At 46.1% G+C, this 24,702-nt stretch carries 22 protein-coding genes; all 22 read right to left on the bottom strand.

Annotated features, from left to right (window positions below; translation table 11 throughout):
- Positions 1–110: 110 nt before the first annotated feature.
- The gene (gene rny / locus PAEAM_RS25835) at positions 111–1,652 is read right to left on the bottom strand and encodes a ribonuclease Y (protein WP_036670418.1); all 1,542 of its coding nucleotides are present in this window, start codon (positions 1,650–1,652) and stop codon (positions 111–113) included.
- 310 nt (positions 1,653–1,962) lie between these two features.
- Positions 1,963–2,700, bottom strand: coding sequence for a regulatory protein RecX (locus tag PAEAM_RS25830; protein ID WP_036670417.1), 738 nt, complete (start codon positions 2,698–2,700; stop codon positions 1,963–1,965).
- Between the two features lie 282 nt (positions 2,701–2,982).
- Positions 2,983–4,047: a recombinase RecA gene (gene recA / locus PAEAM_RS25825; RefSeq protein WP_036609261.1), complete on the bottom strand. Its 1,065-nt coding sequence runs from the start codon at positions 4,045–4,047 to the stop codon at positions 2,983–2,985.
- A 243-nt stretch (positions 4,048–4,290) separates the two neighbouring features.
- Positions 4,291–5,547 (bottom strand): competence/damage-inducible protein A, encoded by a 1,257-nt coding sequence (locus tag PAEAM_RS25820; protein ID WP_036670416.1) that lies wholly within the window; start codon positions 5,545–5,547, stop codon positions 4,291–4,293.
- Positions 5,548–5,654: 107 nt separating this feature from the next.
- A complete protein-coding gene (pgsA, locus tag PAEAM_RS25815; RefSeq protein WP_017689114.1) occupies positions 5,655–6,242 on the bottom strand; it encodes a CDP-diacylglycerol--glycerol-3-phosphate 3-phosphatidyltransferase in 588 nt (195 codons plus the stop codon).
- 320 nt (positions 6,243–6,562) lie between these two features.
- Positions 6,563–7,054 carry a YajQ family cyclic di-GMP-binding protein gene (locus PAEAM_RS25810; RefSeq protein ID WP_047842512.1) on the bottom strand — a complete coding sequence of 164 codons (492 nt, stop codon included), beginning with the start codon at positions 7,052–7,054 and terminating at the stop codon, positions 6,563–6,565.
- 155 nt (positions 7,055–7,209) lie between these two features.
- A complete protein-coding gene (locus PAEAM_RS31980) occupies positions 7,210–7,410 on the bottom strand; it encodes a hypothetical protein (RefSeq protein ID WP_133384340.1) in 201 nt (66 codons plus the stop codon).
- 37 nt (positions 7,411–7,447) lie between these two features.
- Positions 7,448–8,497, bottom strand: a complete 1,050-nt coding sequence (locus PAEAM_RS25805) for a helix-turn-helix domain-containing protein (RefSeq protein ID WP_036670414.1) — start codon at positions 8,495–8,497, stop codon at positions 7,448–7,450.
- Positions 8,498–8,563: 66 nt separating this feature from the next.
- Positions 8,564–9,331 carry a DUF3388 domain-containing protein gene (locus PAEAM_RS25800; RefSeq protein WP_036609270.1) on the bottom strand — a complete coding sequence of 256 codons (768 nt, stop codon included), beginning with the start codon at positions 9,329–9,331 and terminating at the stop codon, positions 8,564–8,566.
- Between the two features lie 197 nt (positions 9,332–9,528).
- Positions 9,529–9,792 (bottom strand): DUF3243 domain-containing protein, encoded by a 264-nt coding sequence (locus PAEAM_RS25795; RefSeq protein WP_017689119.1) that lies wholly within the window; start codon positions 9,790–9,792, stop codon positions 9,529–9,531.
- A 164-nt stretch (positions 9,793–9,956) separates the two neighbouring features.
- Complete coding sequence (gene ymfI / locus PAEAM_RS25790) at positions 9,957–10,727, bottom strand: elongation factor P 5-aminopentanone reductase (protein WP_036670413.1); 771 nt, start codon at positions 10,725–10,727, stop codon at positions 9,957–9,959.
- A gap of 1 nt (position 10,728) precedes the next feature.
- Positions 10,729–12,009 carry an EF-P 5-aminopentanol modification-associated protein YfmH gene (yfmH, locus tag PAEAM_RS25785; protein ID WP_076318533.1) on the bottom strand — a complete coding sequence of 427 codons (1,281 nt, stop codon included), beginning with the start codon at positions 12,007–12,009 and terminating at the stop codon, positions 10,729–10,731.
- Positions 12,010–12,012: 3 nt separating this feature from the next.
- Positions 12,013–13,293 carry an EF-P 5-aminopentanol modification-associated protein YfmF gene (yfmF, locus tag PAEAM_RS25780; RefSeq protein WP_100529414.1) on the bottom strand — a complete coding sequence of 427 codons (1,281 nt, stop codon included), beginning with the start codon at positions 13,291–13,293 and terminating at the stop codon, positions 12,013–12,015.
- A gap of 126 nt (positions 13,294–13,419) precedes the next feature.
- Entirely contained in the window at positions 13,420–14,250 is an 831-nt protein-coding gene (gene sleB / locus PAEAM_RS25775; protein ID WP_100529413.1) for a spore cortex-lytic enzyme, read from the bottom strand.
- Between the two features lie 195 nt (positions 14,251–14,445).
- Complete coding sequence (locus PAEAM_RS25770) at positions 14,446–17,184, bottom strand: FtsK/SpoIIIE family DNA translocase (protein ID WP_100529412.1); 2,739 nt, start codon at positions 17,182–17,184, stop codon at positions 14,446–14,448.
- Positions 17,185–17,274: 90 nt separating this feature from the next.
- The gene (locus PAEAM_RS25765) at positions 17,275–17,505 is read right to left on the bottom strand and encodes a YlzJ-like family protein (RefSeq protein WP_017689125.1); all 231 of its coding nucleotides are present in this window, start codon (positions 17,503–17,505) and stop codon (positions 17,275–17,277) included.
- The gene (locus tag PAEAM_RS25760) at positions 17,502–18,263 is read right to left on the bottom strand and encodes a ClpP family protease (protein WP_036609439.1); all 762 of its coding nucleotides are present in this window, start codon (positions 18,261–18,263) and stop codon (positions 17,502–17,504) included. The genes PAEAM_RS25765 and PAEAM_RS25760 overlap by 4 nt, the downstream gene beginning before the upstream one ends.
- 233 nt (positions 18,264–18,496) lie before the next feature.
- Positions 18,497–20,176, bottom strand: coding sequence for a ribonuclease J (locus tag PAEAM_RS25755; protein ID WP_036609284.1), 1,680 nt, complete (start codon positions 20,174–20,176; stop codon positions 18,497–18,499).
- Between the two features lie 476 nt (positions 20,177–20,652).
- Positions 20,653–21,531, bottom strand: a complete 879-nt coding sequence (gene dapA / locus PAEAM_RS25750; RefSeq protein WP_100529411.1) for a 4-hydroxy-tetrahydrodipicolinate synthase — start codon at positions 21,529–21,531, stop codon at positions 20,653–20,655.
- Between the two features lie 47 nt (positions 21,532–21,578).
- Entirely contained in the window at positions 21,579–22,799 is a 1,221-nt protein-coding gene (dapG, locus tag PAEAM_RS25745) for an aspartate kinase (protein ID WP_036670402.1), read from the bottom strand.
- A gap of 377 nt (positions 22,800–23,176) precedes the next feature.
- Positions 23,177–23,773 carry a dipicolinate synthase subunit B gene (locus PAEAM_RS25740; protein ID WP_017689130.1) on the bottom strand — a complete coding sequence of 199 codons (597 nt, stop codon included), beginning with the start codon at positions 23,771–23,773 and terminating at the stop codon, positions 23,177–23,179.
- The gene (gene dpsA / locus PAEAM_RS25735) at positions 23,770–24,669 is read right to left on the bottom strand and encodes a dipicolinate synthase subunit DpsA (protein ID WP_100529410.1); all 900 of its coding nucleotides are present in this window, start codon (positions 24,667–24,669) and stop codon (positions 23,770–23,772) included. Before dpsA ends, PAEAM_RS25740 begins: the two co-directional genes overlap by 4 nt.
- Between the last annotated feature and the right edge of the window lie 33 nt (positions 24,670–24,702).

The raw sequence follows: 24,702 nt of genomic DNA, 5'->3' as shown, positions 1-24,702 counted from the left end.
TGTTGAACCTTTGCAGGACTCTATCTCATGCTCCATGATGTGTAGTTGCCTTTTAACAGGCTATCAACAGGAAAAGTGGCCCACTACTGCGGCCACTTTTCCGTAATGCTCTATTTTGCGTATTCAACCGCACGGGTTTCCCGGATGACGGTGACTTTGATGTGACCCGGATAGTCGAGTTCATTCTCAATCATCTTCGTGATGTCACGGGCTAAGCGGAAGGCTTCAGCATCATCGATCTTCTCAGGCTGTACCATAACGCGAACTTCGCGTCCGGCCTGAATGGCGTACGATTTCTCGACACCTTCGAAGGACTCTGAGATTTCTTCCAGCTTCTCCAGTCGTTTGATATACGTTTCCAGCGTTTCGCGGCGTGCGCCTGGTCTTGCTGCGGAGAGCGCATCTGCTGCGCCAACCAACATGGCAATGACCGAAGTCGCTTCGCAATCTCCGTGATGGGACGCGATACTGTTGATTACAACCGGATGTTCTTTGTATTTCTTCGCCAGTTCCACGCCAATTTCGACGTGTGATCCTTCCACTTCGTGATCCAGCGCTTTACCGATGTCATGCAATAGACCTGCACGTCTTGCCAGAGTTACGTCTTCTCCCAGTTCGCCAGCCATCAGTCCAGCCAGATAAGCGACTTCCATGGAATGTTTCAAGACGTTCTGACCGTAACTTGTACGGAACTTCAACCGGCCCAAAATTTTGATCAGATCCGGATGCAGACCATGCACGCCCACTTCAAAGGTAGCTTGCTCACCGTATTCACGGATGCGCTCATCCACTTCTTTGCGGGATTTCTCAACCATCTCTTCAATCCGTGCCGGGTGGATACGTCCATCAGCCACCAGTTTCTCCAGCGCAGTACGGGCGATCTCACGGCGAATCGGGTCAAAGCCCGACAGAATAACAGCTTCTGGCGTATCATCGATAATGAGGTCAATCCCTGTAAGGGTTTCAAGCGCACGGATGTTACGTCCTTCACGACCGATAATCCGGCCTTTCATTTCTTCATTTGGCAGGGTAACAACAGATACCGTTGTTTCCGCTACGTGGTCAGCCGCACAACGTTGGATGGCGAGTGTAATAATCTCGCGGGACTTTTTGTCCGCTTCTTCCTTCGCTTGTTGTTCAATGTCCTTGATCATTTGAGCCGTCTCATGACGAACTTCCTGTTCTACGTTGGACAGTATGATACTGCGTGCGTCTTCCATGGTGAGGTTGGATATACGTTCCAACTCTGTCACCTGGTTTTTGTAAATCATTTCGATCTGCTGCTGAGTCTCATCAATTCGTTTCTCTTTGTTAGCCACTTGCTCTTCTTTACGTTCGAGTGATTCCAATTTTTTATCCAGCGACTCTTCTTTTTGCAACAATCGTCTTTCTTGTCGTTGAATTTCATTCCGACGTTCACGAGTGTCTTTTTCAGCTTCAGCGCGAATGCGATGGATTTCATCCTTCGCCTCCAGCACCGTTTCTTTCTTCAGTGCTTCTGCCTCTTTCTTCGCGTTCTCCACGATTTGTACGGCAGCTTGTTCCGCACTAGAGATTTTAGCCTCTGCAAGAGATTTGCGAATAAAATATCCTACTCCGAACCCAATGAATAGCGCGGCTGCAACGAGAGCGATCGTGATTGCAATTTCCATACTGTTCACCTCCTCGTTGGTTCCTCCAAGGCATTCCTTGGGTCAATTTGCAGTTTTCAAACCTTACATATGTTTGGGAATAACGAATACTCACGGCGATCCCCCGCCGATTTTCATTTCACATGTACATGTTTCCACGTACTATTCACTGTTTCCAGCGAACCCATAATTAAGAATGGTATAAATCTTAAGAAACCGAAACCGCTTTTTTGGAAGGAAAAAGGGTTGTCCATTTCTTACAGACTCATGTCCATTTTAGTATTTGACGAAAGAAATTGTCAAGAGAATGCAGTATAGAGACTCTAGTCTGCTAATCCCATAACAACGCTTCGTCATCTTCAGGGTCCCCAGCCTCATCTTCTTCAATTAAACAATTCACGACCTTGCGCACCATATCCATTGAAAAACCACGTCTCATTAGGAAGGGAAGCGTTTTATTTTTCTTCTCTTTGACGTCCCCTTTGACCTGATTCCATTTTTTTCGTCCGGCACTCAAAGCAGTCTCAAATTCCGCATCTGTACTTATCCCTTCTAGTGCCTCAACAATGAGATCATTGGCAATGCCCTTTTGACGCAGCTCTTGCCTTATCCACAGTTTTCCCTTCCGCTTGCCCTCCATACGCTGTCTTGTCCATTCCTTCGCAAATAGATCGTCATCCACCAGGTTCTCCCGCTCAAGCCGATCCAGCGCCTCTTCAATCAAAGGTGCAGCAAACTCCTTCTGACGAAGTTTCTGACTTAATTCATGGCGCGTACGTGGCTTATGCTCCAAAAAACGCAGAGACTGTGCATACGTCCGCTGTCGCTCGTCAGCTAGAATGATATCTTCCAGATCCTTCTTCATAAACGTATTACCTTGAGTCATCCTGTATTTAATCATCACATCTTCAAGAACCGTAATGGAGTGGATGCCAAAAGTGATTCGATAACGAGCTTGCCTGCTCTTCGTTCGTTCTACACGTGTAATAATAAGTTCTTCGTTGTCCGGAAATTGGGATAGGCCATCCTGTTCTGCTTCTTCATATAAATCCTCGTCATGTTGATCCATTCTGGTCTCCCCTTTCATAACATTTTCATTCTGACTACGCCAAACACACCTTCAGATAAGACAAAGAACACCAATAATACAAAAGACCGGGAACTCTGCCCGGCCTTTACTCCACAGTTAGCGTGCTAACAGCCCCTGTCCATTGGGACAGGGGCTGTTAGACAGCACGAGTACTCCCACTACAATCCATTATCCAGATTGATCCAAGCTCAATCAGATAAGTTTACGGAGTCCAGTGGGGAACACCCTCAGGGTCCTCCCTACAAGGGAGGTTTTGAGAGATTACTCGTTGATTTCAAACAATTCTTGTTCTTCTGCTGCTTCTTTTTGTTGCTCTTCACTCGTTGGCGCAGGAACTGCAGTAACCAAGTTACTGGCTACACGAATTTTTTGTTCAATGATGTCAGCAATATCTTTATGCTCTTTCATGAACTGCTTTGCGTTCTCACGACCTTGTCCTAAACGCTCGCCTTCGTAGGAGTACCAAGCACCACTTTTATTAACGATGTCCAGCTCTGTACCAATGTCAATGATACTGCCTTCTCTCGAAATACCCTCGCCATACATGATATCCACTTCCGCTTGTTTAAACGGAGGTGCCACTTTGTTTTTCACAACTTTAATACGAGTACGGTTACCAATCATGTCATTGCCTGATTTGATACTCTCAATACGACGCACATCCAGACGTACTGTGGAATAAAACTTCAGAGCACGACCACCAGGTGTTGTTTCCGGGTTACCAAACATAACGCCGACTTTCTCACGAAGCTGGTTAATGAAGATTGCGATTGTTTTGGATTTGCTGATTGCACCAGACAGTTTACGCAGCGCCTGAGACATCAAACGCGCTTGCAAACCAACGTGTGAATCGCCCATTTCGCCTTCAATCTCTGCTTTTGGAACCAATGCGGCTACAGAGTCAATAACGACGATATCTACTGCACCACTGCGTACAAGAGCTTCTGCAATTTCCAACCCTTGCTCACCCGTATCTGGCTGAGACAGAAGCAATTCATCAATATTAACACCAAGTTTGCTTGCGTACTGTGGGTCAAGAGCATGCTCGGCATCGATAAATGCAGCTTGTCCACCCGCTCTTTGTACTTCAGCGATAGCATGCAATGCTACGGTTGTTTTACCAGAGGATTCAGGTCCATATATTTCAACAATACGGCCTTTAGGCAAGCCGCCTGTTCCTAATGCAATATCCAAAGCCAAGGAACCACTGGGAATAATTTCCACATTCATATGAGTGGACTCACCCAGTTTCATGATGGATCCTTTACCAAATTGCTTCTCTATTTGACGGAGCGCCATATCAAGCGCGGCACGACGGTCTGACAATAAGCTCACACCCTTTACTGTTTATAAGATAATGATACCTTGTTTTAACACGTTTGCCAAGCTTTTTTTCGAACATACATTCGTTTTTTTTGTAAAGGCCGAGGCGCCTCTTCCTCAAGGAAACTTTCCATTAAACAGAAAAAAGAACCGTAAACAAGGCTGTAAAGCCTAATTCTACGGTTCTTCCGTCTTCCTTAATTATACTTGCTTGGAACTGTAAATGCAATCGAAGCTATTAACTAATCAATCCATCGCCACAAGTTTTTGCCATAAGCGATATAGAATTGCTTTGGCTGAACGAATGCGAACAGTCTCGCGATTACCATTAATACGTAGCTCATGGATTTCCGTCTCTTTTCCACGTTCTGCAAGAGCGATGAAGACAAGTCCGGGTGGCTTGCGTTCCGAATATCCCGGTCCAGCTACACCGGTAACAGCCAAGCCAAAATCAGCATCGCCAATCATGCGGATCTGCTCAGCAAGCACTTTTGCAACCTCAGGACTTACCGCCCCAGGTGCATCTTCACCCTCCAGATAATCATGAGGCACATTCAGCAGCTTTTCTTTAATTTCATTGGAGTAACAAACAATACCACCTTTGAGCATTGATGCACTTCCGGGTACAGAGGTCAGACTCTGCATGACAAGCCCTCCTGTACAGCTCTCAGCAGCGCTGAGCGTCAGCCCCATGTCAGACATCATAGTTACAATCGTGTACTCTATAGGCACATCCTCGTTCGCGTAGAGATGTTCTGTCAAACGTTCCCGAATCTGAACCTCCATCGCATCCAGCTTCAGCTTCGCCTCTCCCTCACTCGCAGCCTTTGTGGAGACACGTACCGTAACTTCGCCTTCGCTCGCGTAAGGAGCAATCGTAGGGTCTGTCTGCGCGTCAATCAGATCCAGAAGTCGATCTTCAAGAGCAGATTCACCAATACCTGCGAATTTGAGCATTCGGGAATAGATCGGCATCTCTTCTGTGAGTACATGCTGGAACAGCCAAGGTTTGACTTCCTGTTCAAACATTGGAATCAACTCTTTAGGTGGTCCAGGCATCACAACATAATATTTGTCATTGTCAGAAATCGCATTTCCTGCCGCAAGGCCCGTTTCATTGGCCAGAGGTGTTCCGCCATCAATAACGATCGCCTGACGTCGGTTATTCTCTGTCATATCCACATTACGATCTCTGAAAAAGCTCTCAATTTTGTCCATTGCCATTCGATCTGTATGCAGTTTCCGGTTAAGAACAGCTGCGAGCGCATCCTTGGTCAGATCATCTTGGGTAGGTCCGATGCCACCGGAAAATAAAATAACGTCTGCACGGCTCTGCGCAATGCGAATAGCTTCACTAAGTCGGTTCAGGTTATCCCCAACCACCGTTTGGAAATATACATCGATCCCCATCGCAGCCAATTCACGGGATAGGTATCTGGCATTGGTATTGACGATTTGTCCAAGCAGTAGCTCTGTGCCAACTGCAATGATTTCTGCCTTCATTGAGCATCCTCCTGTACACGTGGTGAGTGATCAAAGGGCAATAGGATAATTTCCTATTGCCCCTGACCCAATGCTTCCTTCATGATTACCCAATTAAGAACAAACCATTATGCTTTTGTTAAATGAAGCAAATTTTTGTTTTTGATAAAGTAATCGATACCCGACCAGATGGTAATAAGCGCTGCTGCCCATACCGCGATAATATCGACGTGAATACCCGTGTATGAAAACGGGAAATTGTTCAACAGCAACAGCACAATCGCTACAATCTGCACTACAGTCTTCAGCTTGCCCCAAGCACTGGCGGCAACAACCGAACCATCCAGCAATGCAATTTGACGCAAGCCGGTAACTGCAAATTCACGACTAATAATGACAACTGCAATCCAGGAATCCAGCTTGCCCATCTCCACAAGCGAGATCAAAACTGCAGTAACCAGCAACTTGTCTGCGAGTGGATCGAGCAGTTTCCCCAGATTGGTAACCATGTTATTTTTCCGCGCAAGGTATCCGTCAATTCCATCTGTGCTTGCGGCGATGATAAAAATAACAGCAGCAATCAGTTGATTATACGGAAGCGACAAGCTTCCAAGCTGCAACGGCTCTGGATAAAATGGAAAATCCACGAGCAGGAACACCATCAAAAAAGGGATTAAGCAAATTCGTGCAAGCGTAATCCGGTTGGGTAAATTCACAAGACGCCCTCCCTCATATCCTCCATTACTCCAAACAATCATCATAATCCCGTTATCATCATCCGGAACATGAAATGTACAGTTTCAATGTCAATCCATATTAACATGATCCCACTATGTAGAAACGCAAAAAATAAAGTCAACCGCTCAAAAGCAAAACGCTTTAAACGTTCCGGTGACTTCCAGAAGATGTACTGCTTTTCACAAAGTCAGCAAACGATGAGGACTGGACTTGATGCTTGACTGCCAGCAATGCACACTTAGTATAATATACGCCCAATACCGTGTCAAAAAAACACTTTTGCTACAAAAAGGCCTTATTACTTGAAATTTGTATATTGCAAATCCAGAGGCAGGTTAGCACCATTTAGCAACTGCATGACAGCTTGCAAATCATTTTTACTCTTACCAGTTACCCGAAGTTGATCTCCCTGAATCTGACTCTTCACCTTCATCTTGGAATCCCGAATCAGGATATTGATTTTCTTGGCGATGTCCTGATCAATCCCCTGTTTAAAATTCAAACGCTGGCGGACTGTACCAGAAGACGCTGGCTCTACCTTTGCGTAATCAATGTTTTTCAATGGTAGACCACGCTTCGCCATTTTGGATTGAAGCACGTCAATGACAGCCTTGAGTTTGGTCTCATCATCAGATACGATCGTTAACGCATCCTTATCCAGTTTCAGGCTGCTCTTGCTGCCCTTGAAGTCATAACGAGCGCCAATTTCTTTCTCGGTTTGTGTAACGGCATTTGTCAGTTCTTGCAAGTCCATTTTGGACACGATATCAAATGAATTTTCTGAGCTCAAACCAGTCACCCTTTCAGTTAATCGTATGTTCTGTAACATTATAGAGGATACCTTAAGCAAAAGTCTAATTTCAAGCTGTTTTACACAAAGAAAAAAGCATTTTTGGCTTCCACTTCAAGTGGTTGCCAAAAATGCTTGCTGTTCCAGCTTCCAACCTAATAGCGGCTGCGGTTGGGCTGTCTGAACATATCGAGCACACCCAAAAGTACATGTGCAAGTCCAAAACCCAATATTCCGTAACCCCAAGCACTTGGAGTCAGGTAATAACCCAGGAGGCTGACAATGATCCCTAAACCTGTTACGATCCAGCTGACTGTCACAGCCATCCACCTCACTTCACCAAAAGTTAACTGCAAGTTAAGACACGATTATTGTCTCCTGCAGTTGACCCGGTTATTCGCTACCCGTGGTACCCCCTGTACCGTCCGTTGATCCATTTTCAACACCTGTGGAAGAAGTAGTGCCACTACTATCTTCACCAAGCTTCAAACGGATCCGATTGGTCGCCTTGCCATCCGTTACAACCTGCCCGCCAACCTCAATCGTGGTCGCTGCAGCGTAACCAGACTTAATATACATACCTACACTATCCAACTCAAAGGTATAGCTGTCACCTTCGGCTGTGTTACCATACTCCAACTTCTCTCCACTGGAGTTTTCGCCTTTATACACTTCCAGCCAGCTATGACCTGTTGCTTTGATCGTAACCGTTACAGGTTGCCCTGCACTACCGTTAACTTTAAAGTTCGTAATATTCCCTGATTTCCCATCTTCTGCAACAGTCACATTAGACGGTGAATTGTCAGTTGGTTTTTCCTCAGTTTCATCCGTCTGTCCGTCCGTTTGGCCATCAGTTTGACCGTCCGTCTGTCCTTCAGTGTCTGTACCGCCACCGTTACCGCCAGCGTCGCCCTCACCAGTACCGTCAGTACCTGAGTCTGTCGCAGGCGGATTAGATGCCTGTCCGTTGTCGGCAGGTGGATCCGGTTTATCCTCAGGCTGTTGTTGACTGTCTGTAATTTTGACCTGATCAAGACCCGGATTATCTGATTCATCACCATTGTTATACACCACGTATACATACAACAGTACTACGATCAAAACAGGGAATGTCCACATCAACGCGACAGACATCCACCGATTACTACGCTCAACCGGACGGCTGGAACGCTTCTGAATAACCGGTTCCATCGTTGCTTCCGTCTCTTCTTCGGGTACGTCTTTTTTGTGTCCCTCCAGCAGCTCATCAGGGTTCAGTCCCACGGTCTCCGCATAGGTTTTGATGAAAGCACGCACATAGAAGCTACCCGGCAGCACTTTATAGTCTCCTGCTTCTATGGCCTCCAGATACCTCTTGCGAATTTTTGTCATTTCCTGTACATCGTCAAGACTCATCCCTTTTTGCAGCCGGGCCTCCCTTAACTGCTGACCCAGTTCAGACATGCCATCTCCTCCTTATGTTTATCTCTTGAGTTGTTGCTAATCTATTCCATGATTCCGTACGGTTCCTTACAATTCATCGGTGTAGCTAGCCGTAAACGTATCATAAATAATCTCTTCATTGGGAATGTTACGCAATTCAATAATAATATCAAAATCATTAAAATCATATTCGGATTCCTGTACAAAAATATCCGGATGTTCAATAACTTTGGTGCTAGGCATGGACATAATATCCTGCAACAAATTGTAATGCCGCTCACTGGAACGAATCGTACTTACAATTCCGTCAATGATGAAGACATTGTTTGGGTTCAATTCGTCTTCGGACATTTGACTCCTTATCGTCTGACGAAGAAGTGTGGAGGAAACAAACGTCCATCGCTTCATTGCACATACGCTGCCCGCAATAATAGACTCCGTTTTGCCAACACGAGGCATTCCGCGCAAACCGATGACCTGATTGCCTTCCCTCTTAAATACTTCACCCAAAAAGTCCACAAGTAACCCAAGTTCATCTCGTGTGAAACGAAATGTCTTGCGATCATCCGAGTCACGGTCAATGTATCTGCCATGACGTACGGCCAAAATATCCACCAATTTAGGTTGCCGCAAAGCCGATACGGTGATGCTGTTTACTTTGCCAAGCATTTCACCAAGCAAACGGATTTTTTCATCATCATCCGATTCAAGCAACATGCCTCGAGTTTTGCCTTCAACACCGTTAATGGTCAATATATTCACTTCAAGCATCCCCAGCATAGAGGCAATATCGCCTAACAAACCGGGTCTGTTCTTATGTATTTTATATTCCATGTACCATTGTTTAGATTCCATTTCAACACCCCGTAATGCATTATTCCCCATTATTCGACAGCAACAGAACATATCCACTGGACAACAATCTGAGACATCTTCTAAAAATGGGTCACGTTAATGATATATAAAATGAAAATGAATTACAAGAACAGCTCTGTAATCCGTTTGTAATCATTAGAGAAAAGCCCCCTTGCGGGAGCTCTTCATCTGTAATCTTATGCGTTTTGTTTGGCCAATTTGACCATCAGGCACGCAATCGTACGACGCTCATCAGCATCGCCGACATCCCATAACTCTTTCAATGCCCGGTTGGAATGGTTCGCCGGATCGACTTTCTCATCAAGGAAGTCGCCGATTTCATACGCAAGTTTGTTGATGGTTTCTTCACTCATCCCCATCTTCTCTGCTTGCAGTACGCGGTCACCCAGGAACTTCTTCCATGTGTCAAAACTGGAGAGCACTGTTTTTTCTGTTGACATGATAAATCCTCCTTAGATGACGCATGAGATTTAAAATCAACAGTTGTAATATGTGCTTTCGAGGCATTTTATATACGAGCATTTTGAAAATAATCCGGAAGACGACTGCTTCTCAGCAACCTTCACCCGGTTCGTTCACAGCCAGGCAAGTTTTCTTGCTTTTTTTACGTTAACCAACCGCCATTTGGACTGATGATCTGCCCATTGATATAACCCGATTCAGGGAGAGCCAAAAAATAAACCAATGATGAGATTTCATCAGGTTGAGCAAGTCTTCCTGCCGGAATTTCCTCTTCCAGCATCTTCAGTTCACTCTGATCCAGATGGCTCAGCATGGATGTCTGAACGGCACCAGGAGCAACGGCATTTACGGTTACTCCGGAAGGCGCGAGTTCTTTCGCAAGCGCTTTGGTGAATGCATTCACCCCACCCTTGGTTGTGGAATACAGCACCTCACAAGAAGCACCAGACAGCCCCCAGATCGACGATACATTAATGATCCGGCCGTACCTTTGGGAGATCATGTGAGGCATCATTTCCTGTGTACACATAAACGTGCCTTTGAGGTTAATCGCCATCACTTCATCCCAGATCTCCTCTGTAACATCAGCCAACATCCCATAGTGCGAGATTCCTGCATTGTTCACAAGGATATCTGGCATGAGATTGTGCGACTCCAGCTTCTCACGCATACGCTCAATCTGTTCCCGGCTGCGAAGATCCGCAGACACGGTCATGATTTTTCCGCTGCCTTGTTCCATGCACCGTCTGGCGGCTTCATTCGCTGCTTCATGCGATTTCATATAGTGTATAACAACATTCATTCCCACTCTGGCAAAGCGTTCTGCGATAGCCGCTCCGATGCCACCGCTTGCGCCAGTTACCAGTACAGTCATTTCCCCAATTGCCTTCAATTGTCCCGTTCCCCTCTCCATATCAAGGACTCACGACTAGCGATACAGCCAGATGATCCCACCGAATATGCTCTCTCAGTCTGAGATTTACATCTTCCAGTGTAATCGATTCATAGAGCGGCAGCATATTGAAAAAATCACCGCCACGGAATTGCTGACGTGTAAATTCATGCGCAATGTTCTCCGGAGAATTGAGCATACGCAAATATCCGCCTATTTTCTTTTTGCGTGCACGTTCAAAATCCGTGGAATCGAACCCTTTTTCTACAATGGCATCCACTTCTTCACGTATACGCGCGAGCAGTTGATCCGGGTCTTTTGTATCACCACCAATGGCTGAAAAAGCATATTGCGGCGAACTGTTATACTCATGTCCAAAGCTGTCCGAGATCAGATCTTCATCGTAGAGCTTCTGAAATAATCGTGTGCTTGAGCCAAACAAGAGGTCCATCATCAGCTGCGTTGTCATATCTCGCCGTAACAATTGTTCCCCGGTAAGTCCAACGTCCGTCTCCTTGAATCCAAACAGACATTTGGGCAGTGAAACAGCCAGTTTCGCTTCCCGTCTGGCTTCTCCTACCTGCTCAGGCTCCGGTTCGAAGAAACGTTGAATGCTCCCCTGTGGCTTATAATCCTTCTGCTCCTGGTTCGATCGAACCATATCAATGACTTCTTGTGGATCTACACCACCCACCACAAACAAGAGCATATTACTCGGGTGATAGAAGGTGTTATAACACTCATATAACATCTCTTTGGTAATCGTACGGATGGATTCCACCGTTCCTGCAATATCGATATGCACCGGATGTTTCTGATACATGGCTTCGATCAATCCAAAATAAACACGCCAATCCGGATTATCAGCATACATGTCAATTTCCTGTCCAATAATGCCTTTTTCCTTTTCCACATTTTGATCCGTGAAGTAAGGATTTTGCACAAAGTTGACTAATGTTTGTATATTTTCATTCACATATTCAGTCGCTGAAAACAAATAAACCGTCTGATCAAAGCTCGTAAACGCATTAGCTGAGGCACCGTGAGACGCAAATGTTGCAAAAATATCGCCTGTTGGTTCTTCAAACATTTTATGCTCCAGGAAATGAGCAATCCCATCCGGGACCTTCACTTCTTCCTGCCCCTCAACCTGAAAATGATTATCCACCGATCCATACTTGGTTGCAAACGTAGCATACGTTTTCTGGAACCCCGGTTTAGGCAAAATATAGACATGCAGTCCGTTATCCATTACTTCGTAATATAGTGTCTCCTGCAAATGCTCATACCGAATGCTCTCCACCGATTATTCCTCCTTCTCATCCCGCAAGAAATAAATCGTATCCAGACGGAATTGTTCTGCCGCCTCACGTACATCTTCCTTGCTAATATGTTCTACCTGAGCCAACAGTTCTTCAGCCGTTCTCTCTTTGCCAGACAACTGTCGATTGAAGTCATAAGCGATCATCTCAAAAGCAGAATCCTGCATTTCCTTGAGCAGGTTACGGATCATCGCTTTGGTCTGAGACATTTCCAGATCACTGATTGTACCGCTTTTCATTTCTTCCAGCTGCTGCTTGATGATGGTGACAGCCTTCTCATAATTAGGGATTTCAATCCCGGATTGAATCGTTGCAATGCCCTTATGTCCGTCATATCGCGAAGACGCGTAATACGCCAGGCTTTCTTTTTCACGAACATTGACAAACAGTTTGGAATGAGGATAACCACCGAGAATCCCGTTGTACATTAGTGCTGCGGCATACTGAGGATCTCCATAAGTGATAGATGTACGGAGTCCCATATTGAGTTTTCCCTGACTCACATTCAGTCGCTCAACAACGGTCTCCACTTCCTTATTTCCTCGAACCGCTGCCTGTGTCTGGTAATCAGAGGAGGACGTTCGATCTACATTGAAATGACGCTGAACAAGGTTCTCGACCTCCTCCAGTGTCGTATCCCCTACCACGTACAGATCCATACTCGCCTGCTGCAGCCACTCCTGATAAGACGCAGTCAGTGTGTCAGGCTCAATCCCAGGCAGCTCCTTTCGCTCACCCAATGGATGAAGACGGTATGGCTCGTTCTTGCACATTTCCTCGATACTGCGTTCAGCCGCATAGCGCATTTTATCATTCACGATGGACTCCAGCTTTTTCCGAACAGTCTCTCGCTCTGCTTGTACATAAGACGTCCTGAAATGTCCATTCTCCTGTGCAGGTCGTGTAAGAACCTCTCCTAGGAAGGCAAATGAACGATCCAGCAACTGCTCATCCCCTCCAACAAAGGAATCATTAATGGTATCCATTCGGAACTGTACAATCTGGTAATCCCCGCGTTTATAGACGTCAAAACCAAAACCTGCTCCATACAGATGCTCCAGTTGCTCACGAAATTGCGTTGTTTCCGGATAGGACTCCGTGCCGCGTCGCAGAACAAAAGGTGTCAGCGCTACTTTGGTTACTGTATCTTCCCGTAAGGGAACTCCTGCATATAACGATATAGCAAACGTTTTAAAACGTTTAGTGGGAAGCACATGTATACGAAACTGTCTCTTGCTACCTCGTTCGAATCCTGATGTATTCAAATGTCAAAACCCCTTTACGGCGTCATTTATCATGCAATCATATTAAGCTAAACGTAACAACCATTTTAACCCATTCAAAAGGCAAGAAGCAACCGAAGTCACGCCTTCTGGTTGCTTCCAACATCATCACATACAAAAGATATGCTGTCCGATTGTTTTCACTTGTGGGCGGGTCCAGATCCATTTGGATGTTGCTGTCTTCGGGTTAAAATAATAGAGACATCCACCGGACGGATCCCATCCATTCAGGGCCTGCTCAACTGCCTTTTTGGCTTGTGCGTTTGGTTCCAAATAGATCTGTCCGTCCGCTACAGCCGTAAATGCACCTGGTTGAAAGATCACGCCTGAAGGCGTATTAGGAAAGCTTGGTGATTTCACGCGATTCATAATTACTGCCGCTACTGCGACTTGACCTTCAAACGGTTCCCCTCGGGCCTCACCATATACTGCGTTAGCCATAATTTTGAGTTCATTCTCTGAGAGACCGAGTGCATTGGCAGACCCCATATTATCTTGCTCTTTATCTGCCGTATTGTTACTACTATCACTTCCACCTGAAGGTTTTTCCTTGTGCAATGGCGGCTCTGTTGGCGACCATTTGGTTGACGCATTGTACAGCTTGAGCTTGGTCTCAGCTCCAACCACACCATCTGCCTTCATTCCAAACTCGGATTGAAACCATTTGACGGATTTCAGTGTGCTGCTGCCAAAATTACTGTCGATTTTACCATTGTAAAATCCCAGGTACTTCAGACGCCCCTGAAGCTCATATACATCCTGACCGTAACTTCCATATTTCACAGCGTTGCTGCTGAAAGTAGGCAAGGCTTTCTCTTCAACTTGTGATGTGCTTTGATTCGAACTTTCGGTTGCTGCATTCTCAGGAAGCAAATAACGGATTCCCAATGCGGACATCAGCAAAATAGCAGTGAAAAGCCATATGTTCATTTTTCGCATCGACTGTGCTCTACCTTTCTCTTGTGGGATTAACAGAATCGCTAAGGTTATTATGACAAGCCTGCTTGCTTCCTATGCACCAAATCATCCGATCATTGGACATCATGGTAAAACTTCAGTCAAATTGTATGAAAAAAACCCCCAACCATTAAGGTTGAGGGCTCGAATCGCCTGAATATTCATGTGCATTACAAGCTACGAGCTTATTTTGTTTTGTTGGTACTCTTCAAGCGAGACCAACACTTCCCGTGGTTTGCTACCCTCGTAAGGACCAATCACGCCCCGGGATTCCATGGAGTCAATCAAACGTGCGGCACGGGTGTATCCTACTCGCATTCGACGTTGTAGCAGAGAAACAGACGCTTGCTTGGCCTCCAGAATAATCTGCACTGCCTTTTCGTATAACTCGTCCTGTACTTCATCTTCAGCCTGGATAGAGTCGTCCACCTCAGGTACAAGGGACTCATCATACTGTGCTTCACCTTGACCACGTACATAATTCACAATATTTTCCACTTCTTCATCACTCATAAAAGCACCTTGTACACGAACCGGTTTCGATGCGCCCATTGGCATGAATAACATGTCTCCGCGACCCAACAGTTTCTCGGCCCCACCCATATCCAGAATGGTTCGAGAATCCACCTGTGAGGATACACCGAAGGCGATACGAGAAGGTATGTTGGCTTTGATTACGCCAGTAATAACATCCACAGAAGGCCGCTGTGTAGCAATAATCAGATGGATACCGGCTGCACGAGCCATCTGAGCGAGTCGTGCAATGGCATCCTCCACATCTCCGGCAGCAACCATCATGAGATCTGCAAGCTCATCCACTATGACAACAATATAAGGCAGAACAGCCGCAGGATTATCTTTCATCAGATTATTGTAACCTTCAACGTTACGAGTGCCTGATTTGGAGAACAGTTCATATCGTTTCTCCATCTCAACCACAATCTTTTTGAGAGCAAGTGACGCTCTCTTAGGATCAGTTACTACCGGTGCCAGCAAATGGGGAATCCCGTTATATACGTTCAACTCAACCATCTTGGGATCGACCATCAGGAACTTCACTTCATCCGGCTTGGCTTTGTACAATATGCTGGTAATAATTCCGTTAATACACACCGACTTACCGGAACCTGTAGCACCCGCAACCAGCAAATGGGGCATACGAGCCAAGTTACCAATAATCGTCTGTCCCGAGATATCTCGGCCAAATGCAATGGTCACTTTGGATTCTGCCTCCTGGAACGTTGCTGTCTCCATTACTTCACGCATCGTTACAACCGATACTTCACCATTAGGTACTTCGATACCAATAGCAGACTTTCCGGGAATCGGTGCTTCCATCCGAATATCTTTTGCCGCCAGAGCCAACGCGATATCATCAGTTAGGCTGACAATTCTGCTGACCTTGACACCAATGTCAGGTTGAATTTCATATCTTGTAACGGCAGGACCACGAACCACTTCAAGTACTTTGGCACGAACACCGAAGCTTTCCAGTGTGGCTTCCAGCTTACGTGCTGTTTGCATATAATCCTTCTGGTCACCCGCCTTGCCCCCATTGTTTGGCTTGGCAAGTAGACGGAATGATGGTAGCTTGTACGGCTTAGGAGGTGGCGGTGGTGGTTTCACCGGTTGTGTGTCCTGCCCTTCAGGAGTTGGAGTATCTGTTCCCTGCATTGCATCATTAGGTACTTCTTCTCCACTCTGAATCTCATCCACAGCATTCATCCCGTTTGTACCTGCATCGGATGCAGACCACTCTGTCTCTACCAGTTCATCCGTTATTTTAATGGCATGCTCGCCCTGTTGTACTACGTTTGGATCGGCCAGATTATCCGGGAAAGGATAAGCATCGTCCAGATCATCTTCAATGCTTGCCTCTTCTGTTCTGACATGCTCAAAAAAGTCTCGAATGATCGGCGCTGAGTTAGGTTTAGCCTGAACAGGAACACGTGATAAAGCTGATTTGTTAGTTACGTCTTCGGTTGCATCCTGCCACGCCTCTAGATTGTGATCTTGTTCGGCGCGGTACACAATCTGTTCTGTTTCTGCCGAATCGACCTCATCCATTTCACGTCCTGATGTCGCCTGTTCCCGTTTAGCTCCCCATTTCCCAAAAAGTTGGAAGAATATGGGCGAGTTTCGTTTTGGTAGATGCTGTTCCTCTAATTCATCCTCATACTCGTCTTCGTCATCTTCAACAGGAACAGGTACCACTTTACGGGCGTTACCTTTCTTTCTGGCATCAGAAGTTGAAGCAGAACGTGCAGAGGGTCTCGACTCCAGCTTTTTGTACATCGAACTCCCGGCATCCCAAATCTTTGTTCGGAATATTCGTATCAAATCCACATAAGATAGACTCGTAATCAGCATAAAACTGATGATAAACATGACAATCATGATGAGTCTCGCCCCAAGACTGCCGAACAGCCACAGGAAAAGAGCAAATTGCCCAGCTCCGAGATAACCACCGCTGATGTCCTTGTTAAGCATGGAGTCCCTCTCACCTGGCACAGCAGGGGTTAGCAACTCGGTTTGCATATCATTATGTACCTGTGTAATCACAGCTCCAGGCTCAAGCGCACCTACCGGAATGAGCTTCTGGTGCATTGCAGAGACGGTGCTCATCAGGGTTAAGGCAAAGACCAGCAATACCAGTCCTGTTTTGCGTGTGGTCCAGCCACTCGGCCATTTCCGGTGAATCATCACCATGAGACCATAATAAATACCAACAAGTGGAATCGCAAAATAAAACTTACCAAGCATCAGTCCGAACATCTTGGAAAGCGAACGTCCAACGGTGGCTTCACCCGATAATGCTATGACAGCAAGGGTAATAAGCACAATCCCGTAAATTTCATATTTTAAAACGCCACTAAAACCAGCGCCCTTTTTTTTCCTCTTTTTTCTTCTGGCCAAAATCAGGTCACCCCCAGAAGAATATTATACCATACAAATATAATCCGTACATATGTTCTTTTTCTGCTCAATTTGTCTGAATTCGTCGCGTTATGCTGATCCCAAGTTACCCGAAATCGGAATGGTCGAACCCGGCATATTGGCAGGATTGAGATAGGCTTCAAGTGGACAATCCAGCAAACGAACAATAACGGCTTCATTGTCATTAACAGGTCTTACCTGCATTAACAAACCATTCATTTTGATCTCCCTCGTATCTTCGCCCTCTTTCCACATTCCCGACCAGAGTTGTTCCGGGGGCATCACTGTATATAATGTCATTGGGTATAACCTCCCGCTTGCAGAGTCTGTCTCTTGTCTCCTATGAGCTGATTTAACTGAGCAATAGCCTGTCCAATCCCGCCCACTGCATCCATTAATCCATGTTTCACTGCATCTGCGCTTCCTACAGCTGTACCAATATCCCGATTCAACTCACCAGTCTTAAACATCAGTTCTTTGAACATCTCTTCAGAGATATTCGAATGAGAAGTCACGAACCGAACAACTCGTTCCTGCATTTTCTCCATATACTCAAACGTTTGAGGTACACCAATGACAAGGCCGTTCATTCGAATCGGATGGATCGTCATCGTTGCACTTCCGGCAATCAGGGAATATGTTGAAGCTACAGCAATCGGTACTCCAATGCTATGCCCGCCTCCAATGACCACAGTAACCGTAGGTTTGCTTAGAGAAGCAATCATCTCTGCAATGGCTAGACCCGCCTCTACATCTCCACCTACCGTGTTCAAAATGATCAGAATACCTTCAATACGCTGATTCTGTTCTGCGGCCACCAGCTGTGGAATGATATGCTCATACTTTGTTGTTTTATTTTGTGGCGGCAAAATCAAATGCCCTTCGACCTGTCCAATAATGGTCATACAGAAAATATTCGATTCACCTGCAGGCGACTGTGTCTGCCCAAATTGCTGAATAGTCTCTGTCACGGGAGAGATGGCCTTTTCCTCCTGAATCGGAATTTCCGGCGCTTCAACTTCCGGTTGATTGGATCTTGACGCCTGCTTGTCATTCATACGTTCATTCATTTCAATAATCCCCTTCTCCAGAAACATTTAATGTATTTCCTTAGTATGGGGATTTTTCCAACCGCCTTATACCCGCTGCATCAAATTGCTTCACATATTGACGCTATTGCAGATCTTCCTGAAAACGCAAAAAAAGCCCCTTCTCTACGAGGAACCGTCCAATATTACTCGTAGAGAAGGGGCGACTGTGTGCCTGAATATATGTTTTTGTTTAGCCTATTTTAAACTTCCATAATGATTGGCAAAATCATCGGTCTACGACGAGTTTGCTCATACAGGAAGCGTCCCAGTGCATCTTTAACATTTGTTTTGAGTGAAGCCCACTCGTTAACGTTCTCACTCATCAACTTCTGCAATGTGCTGCTAACGATCCGGTTGGCCTCATCCAATAGTCCTTCCGATTCACGAACATACACAAATCCGCGAGAGATGATGTCAGGACCGGAAACAATTTTTCCATCCTGTTTGCTCAGTGTTACCACAACAACAAGGATACCATCTTGTGACAACAATTTGCGGTCACGAAGTACAATGTTACCCACATCGCCTACACCCAAGCCATCGATCAACACATTACCTGCAGTAACTTTACCTGCTCTACGTGCTGCTCCACCTTGAATTTCAATCACTTCACCGATATCCGTGATGAAAATGTTCTCAGGTTCTACCCCTACAGATTCAGCAAGAACCGCGTGGCGACGCTGCATACGGAATTCACCGTGAATCGGCAAGAAGAATTTCGGTTTCATCAGGTTGAGCATCAGTTTCAGCTCTTCCTGGCTACCGTGACCAGATACGTGGACGCCACTGTTAGCACCGCTGTAATGCACGTTAGCACCCAGACGGAACAGTTCATCAATCGTACGGCCTACATATTTCTCATTACCTGGAACCGGAGTTGCTGCGATAATGACGGTGTCACCTGGCAGGATGTCCACTTTACGGTGCGTGGAACGAGCCATACGTGTCAGTGCTGACATTGGCTCTCCTTGACTTCCTGTGCAGAGAATCACGACACGATCAGCTGCCATCTTGCCTACTTCTTCAGGTTCAATGATCATGCCATCCGGAATCTCAAGATAACCCAGTTCTGAAGCAATACCAACCACGTTCACCATGCTGCGTCCGATAACTGCAACTTTACGTCCAGTCACTTCTGCTGCATTGATCACCTGTTGGATACGGTGTACGTTGGAAGCAAATGTCGCCACAACAACACGTTGACTTGCTTTACGGAAGATATCTTCCAGCACGATACCCACATTTTTCTCCGATGGTGTGAATCCAGGTTTCTCAGCGTTCGTACTGTCGGACAACAGCGCTAACACGCCATTTGTTCCGATCTGTGCCATACGCTGAAGATCTGCATATTGACCATTGACTGGAGTATGGTCGAATTTGAAGTCACCTGTGTGAACAACTGCACCTTCCGGTGTTTCGACACATACACCAACAGAATCCGGAATACTATGGTTAGTAGCGAAGAACGATGCTTTCAGAACAGATCCAAGTTGGATCTCGGAATCAGCATCAATCAGAATACGTTTTGTATCACCCAGCAAATTCGCTTCTTTCAACTTGTTTTCTACAAGTCCAAGCGTAAGTCTTGTTCCGTATACAGGAACATTCAGATGTTTGAGAACATATGGCAGACCACCAATGTGATCCTCATGTCCGTGAGTAAGGATGATTCCTCTTACTTTGTCACGGTTCTCAGTCAGGTAAGAAATGTCAGGGATGACAATATCAATACCAAGCATATCTTCTTCCGGGAATTTAAGACCAGCATCTACGACTACAATGTCGTTGGCGTATTGGATGACGTACATATTTTTACCAATCTCGCCTACGCCGCCCAAAGCAAAAATCATCAGTTTATCGTTATTATTTTTCTTAGACAAATGAATCTAAACCTCCTATGGTAGTTGGACGTCGTACCTTATTATTTATTGTAAGTTAAGAAAAGTAGTCCATACATCACATACCCACCTATCGGGATGAATGCAAAAGAACACCTTTATTCACGATATTTGGAAGAAGTTCTTCGAAGTTATTCCCTTTGACCAACAAGTTGGAGTTGAAATTCCCTCTTAGCCGTTCCTTCCTTTTTCACCGCAAAGCTACACCACGAAGCGATGTCGCTTTCAATTTCAAAAAAATACCGCACCCAGTCACTTGACATCATTATACATGATTAAAAACAAAAAAAACAAGTCACTCTCTCGTTAACCTGTAGGTTTCCCCTTAGCAGTGGAAAAGAAACCTCACATTACTCGTAAAAAAAAGAACCGCAGCCTCTACGAAGAGGAGCGGTTCTTTTGCTGATCTGAAGGATATTCCCATGATTAATAAAATAGTCCATATACAACCAAAATGATTACAAATTAAGCAAACCTTTGATATAAACCTGCTCCTCTTCCGTTGGCGGAATAAGTGGCAACCGTACGGAACCAACGTCTAGACCACGCAATGTCAGCGCATATTTCACCGCTACGGGGTTTGGTAGAGGCTGTGGACACTCAAACAGGCCTTTGAACACCGGGAACAACTGCTGATGAATCTGAGCAGCCTGAAGAGGTGCTCCGCCATAGAAGGCGTCAATCATTTTCTTCATTTCTGCCCCTACGACATGACTGGCCACGCTGACAATTCCATGTGCTCCAACCGCAATCGCTGGTAAGCCTGAAGCATCATCACCGGAATAAACTCTAAAATTTTCTGGAGCACTTGCTGCAATCAGCGTAACCTGCTCCATAGACGCACATTCCTTCGTAGCGACGATGTTAGGAATCTGTGCAAGACGAAGCGTTGTCTCTGCTGACAGGCTGGTTACTGTACGTCCAGGCACGTTGTAGAGCATAATTGGCAGCTTGGTGGAGCCTGCAATCGCTTCAAAATGTTTAAACAAACCTTCTTGGCTAGGTTTGTTGTAATACGGAACAACCAACAAAATGCCATCCACTCCGGCACGTTCAGCTTCCTGTGTCAAATGGATGGAATGTGCCGTGTTATTGCTTCCCGTTCCGGCTATAATTTTGCACCGACCGCCCGCATGTTTCACTGCAAATTCGAATAATTGAACTTTCTCAGTATCACTAAGTGTTGGAGACTCCCCTGTTGTTCCAGAAACCACAAGCGTCTCCGACTTTTGATCTACAATCAGATAGTCGATTAGACGTGCCGTTTCCTCCCAATGAATCTCTCCTTGTTCATTGAACGGAGTGACCATTGCTGTAATCAATCTTCCAAAGTCCAATTCGATTCCTCCTTCAAAACAGGTTTGGCTCCTCTAACTTCAGTTATTTACAAATGAAGTTCGAATGAGGCGTGAAGTGCCCTCAGGGCCTGAACCATATCTTCTTTTTTTACGAGTACCCAGATCGTTGTATTCGAATCTGCCGATTGCAGGATCTGAATGTCTGCCAGTGTCAAGGACTCCACGATTCGAGCCATGATTCCAGGTACACCATTAATGCCTCCGCCAATGACGGACACTTTGGCACAACCGGACAGGCTTTGTGGCTTGAGACCTATCTCCTGCAATACCTGTATGGCTTTCTCGGAATCACTGTCAAAAACCGTATAGACAACTCCCGAGGGGGTAACATTAATAAAATCAACGCTGATTGAATTCTCAGCCATGGTTTTGAACACTTTTAGTTGCAATCGATCTGCACCACCACCAGGCACATCCACCGTAATTTGCGTTACATTGCTCACGTAGGCGATGCCTGTTACATAACGGTCAACAATGCCTGTCTGCACATCCTGGAATCCTTCCGGATGCGTAACCAGCGTTCCCTCCGTGTCTGCAAAAGTAGATCTTACCCGCACTGGAATCTGGGATTGCATCGCAATCTCAACCGCACGTGGATGGATTACCTTGGCCCCGTGGTGGGCCATGTTACAGATCTCTGCATAACTCACAACAGTCAGTGGACGTGCATCCTCAACAATTCGCGGATCAGCGGTGAGTATCCCGTTCACATCTGTGTAGATATCCACCATTTCAGCACGTAATGCTGCACCGAGAGCTGTAGCAGACGTATCGCTTCCCCCACGACCCAATGTCGTGAAGTCTCCGTTCTCTGTCTGCCCCTGGAATCCGGTTACAACAACGACACGGCCAAGCTGAAGCTGCTCCAACACACGAACAGGACGGACATCCAATATCCGGGCATTCCCGAAATTGTCGTCCGTCACAAAACCTGCTTGTGCACCGGTCAGCACTGTAGTTGGAATGCCTTCATGTTCGAGTAAACTGCTCAACGTTGTCGCCGATATGATTTCACCACAGCACAGCAGTAAATCCTTTTCGCGTGCGGATAGTGCGTTTCCGTTCTGTGCAGCCCAGTCCAGCAACGTATCGGTCGCATATGGCTCGCCGCGGCGCCCCATCGCAGACACAACGATGACCAGACTCAATCCTGCTTCAAGTTCACGTTTAACATGACGGAGCACATGCTCTCTCGCCTGAACAGTGGAGAGAGACGTGCCTCCGAATTTCTGTACCATGATACGCATCTTTATTCCTCCATTTGTGTACGCAAGAAGACTGGACACGGGTCAAATCAACAAATGGATCACTCTAGGGAGCGTTCTGATGCGATAATTTCAGCATTTTATACGGCATTCCATGCCGCTCCTTATTTTCTGTAATTGTCTGGGACAATCGCAAATCAAAGGTCGCGGTTGTTATCGAGGTCATGATGCATACATTCACAATAGACCTCTCCCGCTTGCTTAACCTGTACTGCCCGCAAGCAGGAATGCCTTATAGACAGGAACGTGGACATAGTAGCTGTTCAATCCAGCATATTGTCCCCCATGATTTTCTTTGTCTCTCGAACCCTTCTTCATTTCTCCAAGCGTATAAACGTTGTCACCGAATCATTGTTCCATCAAGCCTGTGAAGAACGCTCCACAATCATCGGCTGCAACTGTTTGCCCTCAAGAGCACTCCAGCAAGCCTCTGGAATCAATTCCATTTTGGCGACTAACGAGTTTGGTTTTTTCACTGGATCGTCCTGCCCAAATGGCACAAAATACAAGTATTTAGCCACGAGCAATTTGGCGATATTCGCAGCATTCAAGCCCAGACCGTCATTCGTGGAAATCGCGAGCACAAGTGGACGCTGATTGCGCATCTGCGCTTTGGCTGCCATTAGCACTGGACTGTCGGTCATCGCATTAGCCAGCTTGCTTGTTGTATTCCCTGTGCATGGAGCAATAACCAGCACATCAAGCAGCTTGGAAGGCCCTAATGGCTCCGCTTCAACAATTGTAGAAATGATATCATTACCTGTTATATCTTTCAACTGTTTTTGCCAATTTTGCGCCGTACCAAAGCGTGTATCCGTCGTCAGAACCGAATTCGAAATAATCGGAACGACGTTGGCACCTTCAGCTACGAAGCGGCTAATTACCGGCATAACCTCTTCAAACGTACAATGAGAACCCGTAATTGCATAACCTACCGTTTTTCCCTGCCAGTTCATGATTTAACCTCCCGTGCGTTCTGTTCTTCCAAAAGCAAACGGATCAACGCGTCGGCAATAATGCCGCCAGCCGTTTTGGGAGCAACAATGCCGGGGAGGCCTGGCGCAAGTAGCGCTTTGATACCGCGTTTCTCGGCATACCTGAAATCACAGCCGCCAGGAGCGGATGCGAGGTCGATAATGACAGCCTTTTGCGGCATTCTGGACAGGATTTGTGCTGTGATTATCATAGTCGGTATCGTATTAAAAAGCAAGTCAACTTCCCCGGTCTGAGCGGCCAAATCCGTTGTCATGAAAGGCTTCCAGCCCATGATTGTAGCGCGGGCAACATCCTCTTCCCGCCTGATTCCCACCCGTACATTTGCTCCAAGTCCCTGCAGTGTTTTGGCCATTGTGAATCCTGTTCGACCAATGCCAAGCACAATGCATTCCGAACCATGGATTGTGAAGTCCGTCTCCCGAATAGCTATGGCGATGGCTCCCTCAGCTGTTGGAATAGAGTTATAAAGTGCAATATCATCACGATCAAGTACTTCAACAAGCCGCAGCCCATTTTCAAGACAAAGTTCGCGCAAGAATGGCTTTGCCATACCCGTGAACACAATACAATGCTCTGGTAATGCTGCAATATGTTCCTTTTTCAAATAGATCGGTGTGTCACTAAATGAAGTACTTACTTTTCCCTGCTCATCACAACCGACAACAGGCAGTACGAGTACATCTGCGGAAGCAAACACTTCATCCTCCAGTTCCTGGTGCTCGATCCCTAGAATGGAACGCTCTATTTTATCGAAACCCACCACACTTACCGTTGCATCCAGCTCAGCGCACTTTTGAATGACTTCAAGCTGCCGCGCATCTCCGCCCAGGACTACAATCCGGACTCCGGTCAGCATCGGGACGTCACTCCTTTCACCACATGTATGCCT

Source organism: Paenibacillus sp. GM1FR, assembly GCF_002803315.1.
Classification (GTDB): Bacteria; Bacillota; Bacilli; order Paenibacillales; family Paenibacillaceae; genus Paenibacillus; species Paenibacillus amylolyticus.
Note: the sequence above shows the minus strand (reverse complement) of the source record. Positions and strands in the feature narration are given on the sequence as shown.

Excerpts from the sequence above, each read along its gene's own strand:
- rny (WP_036670418.1), bottom strand. The coding sequence starts at position 1,652 with ATGGAAATTGCAATCACGATCGCTCTCGTTGCAGCCGCGCTATTCATT.
- PAEAM_RS25830 (WP_036670417.1), bottom strand. The coding sequence starts at position 2,700 with ATGGATCAACATGACGAGGATTTATATGAAGAAGCAGAACAGGATGGC.
- PAEAM_RS25820 (WP_036670416.1), bottom strand. The coding sequence starts at position 5,547 with ATGAAGGCAGAAATCATTGCAGTTGGCACAGAGCTACTGCTTGGACAA.
- PAEAM_RS25805 (WP_036670414.1), bottom strand. The coding sequence starts at position 8,497 with ATGTCTGAACTGGGTCAGCAGTTAAGGGAGGCCCGGCTGCAAAAAGGG.
- PAEAM_RS25800 (WP_036609270.1), bottom strand. The coding sequence starts at position 9,331 with ATGGAATCTAAACAATGGTACATGGAATATAAAATACATAAGAACAGA.
- PAEAM_RS25795 (WP_017689119.1), bottom strand. The coding sequence starts at position 9,792 with ATGTCAACAGAAAAAACAGTGCTCTCCAGTTTTGACACATGGAAGAAG.
- ymfI (WP_036670413.1), bottom strand. The coding sequence starts at position 10,727 with ATGGAGAGGGGAACGGGACAATTGAAGGCAATTGGGGAAATGACTGTA.
- sleB (WP_100529413.1), bottom strand. The coding sequence starts at position 14,250 with ATGCGAAAAATGAACATATGGCTTTTCACTGCTATTTTGCTGATGTCC.
- PAEAM_RS25765 (WP_017689125.1), bottom strand. The coding sequence starts at position 17,505 with ATGACATTATATACAGTGATGCCCCCGGAACAACTCTGGTCGGGAATG.
- PAEAM_RS25760 (WP_036609439.1), bottom strand. The coding sequence starts at position 18,263 with ATGAATGACAAGCAGGCGTCAAGATCCAATCAACCGGAAGTTGAAGCG.
- dapG (WP_036670402.1), bottom strand. The coding sequence starts at position 22,799 with ATGCGTATCATGGTACAGAAATTCGGAGGCACGTCTCTCTCCACTGTT.
- PAEAM_RS25740 (WP_017689130.1), bottom strand. The coding sequence starts at position 23,773 with ATGAACTGGCAGGGAAAAACGGTAGGTTATGCAATTACGGGTTCTCAT.
- dpsA (WP_100529410.1), bottom strand. The coding sequence starts at position 24,669 with ATGCTGACCGGAGTCCGGATTGTAGTCCTGGGCGGAGATGCGCGGCAG.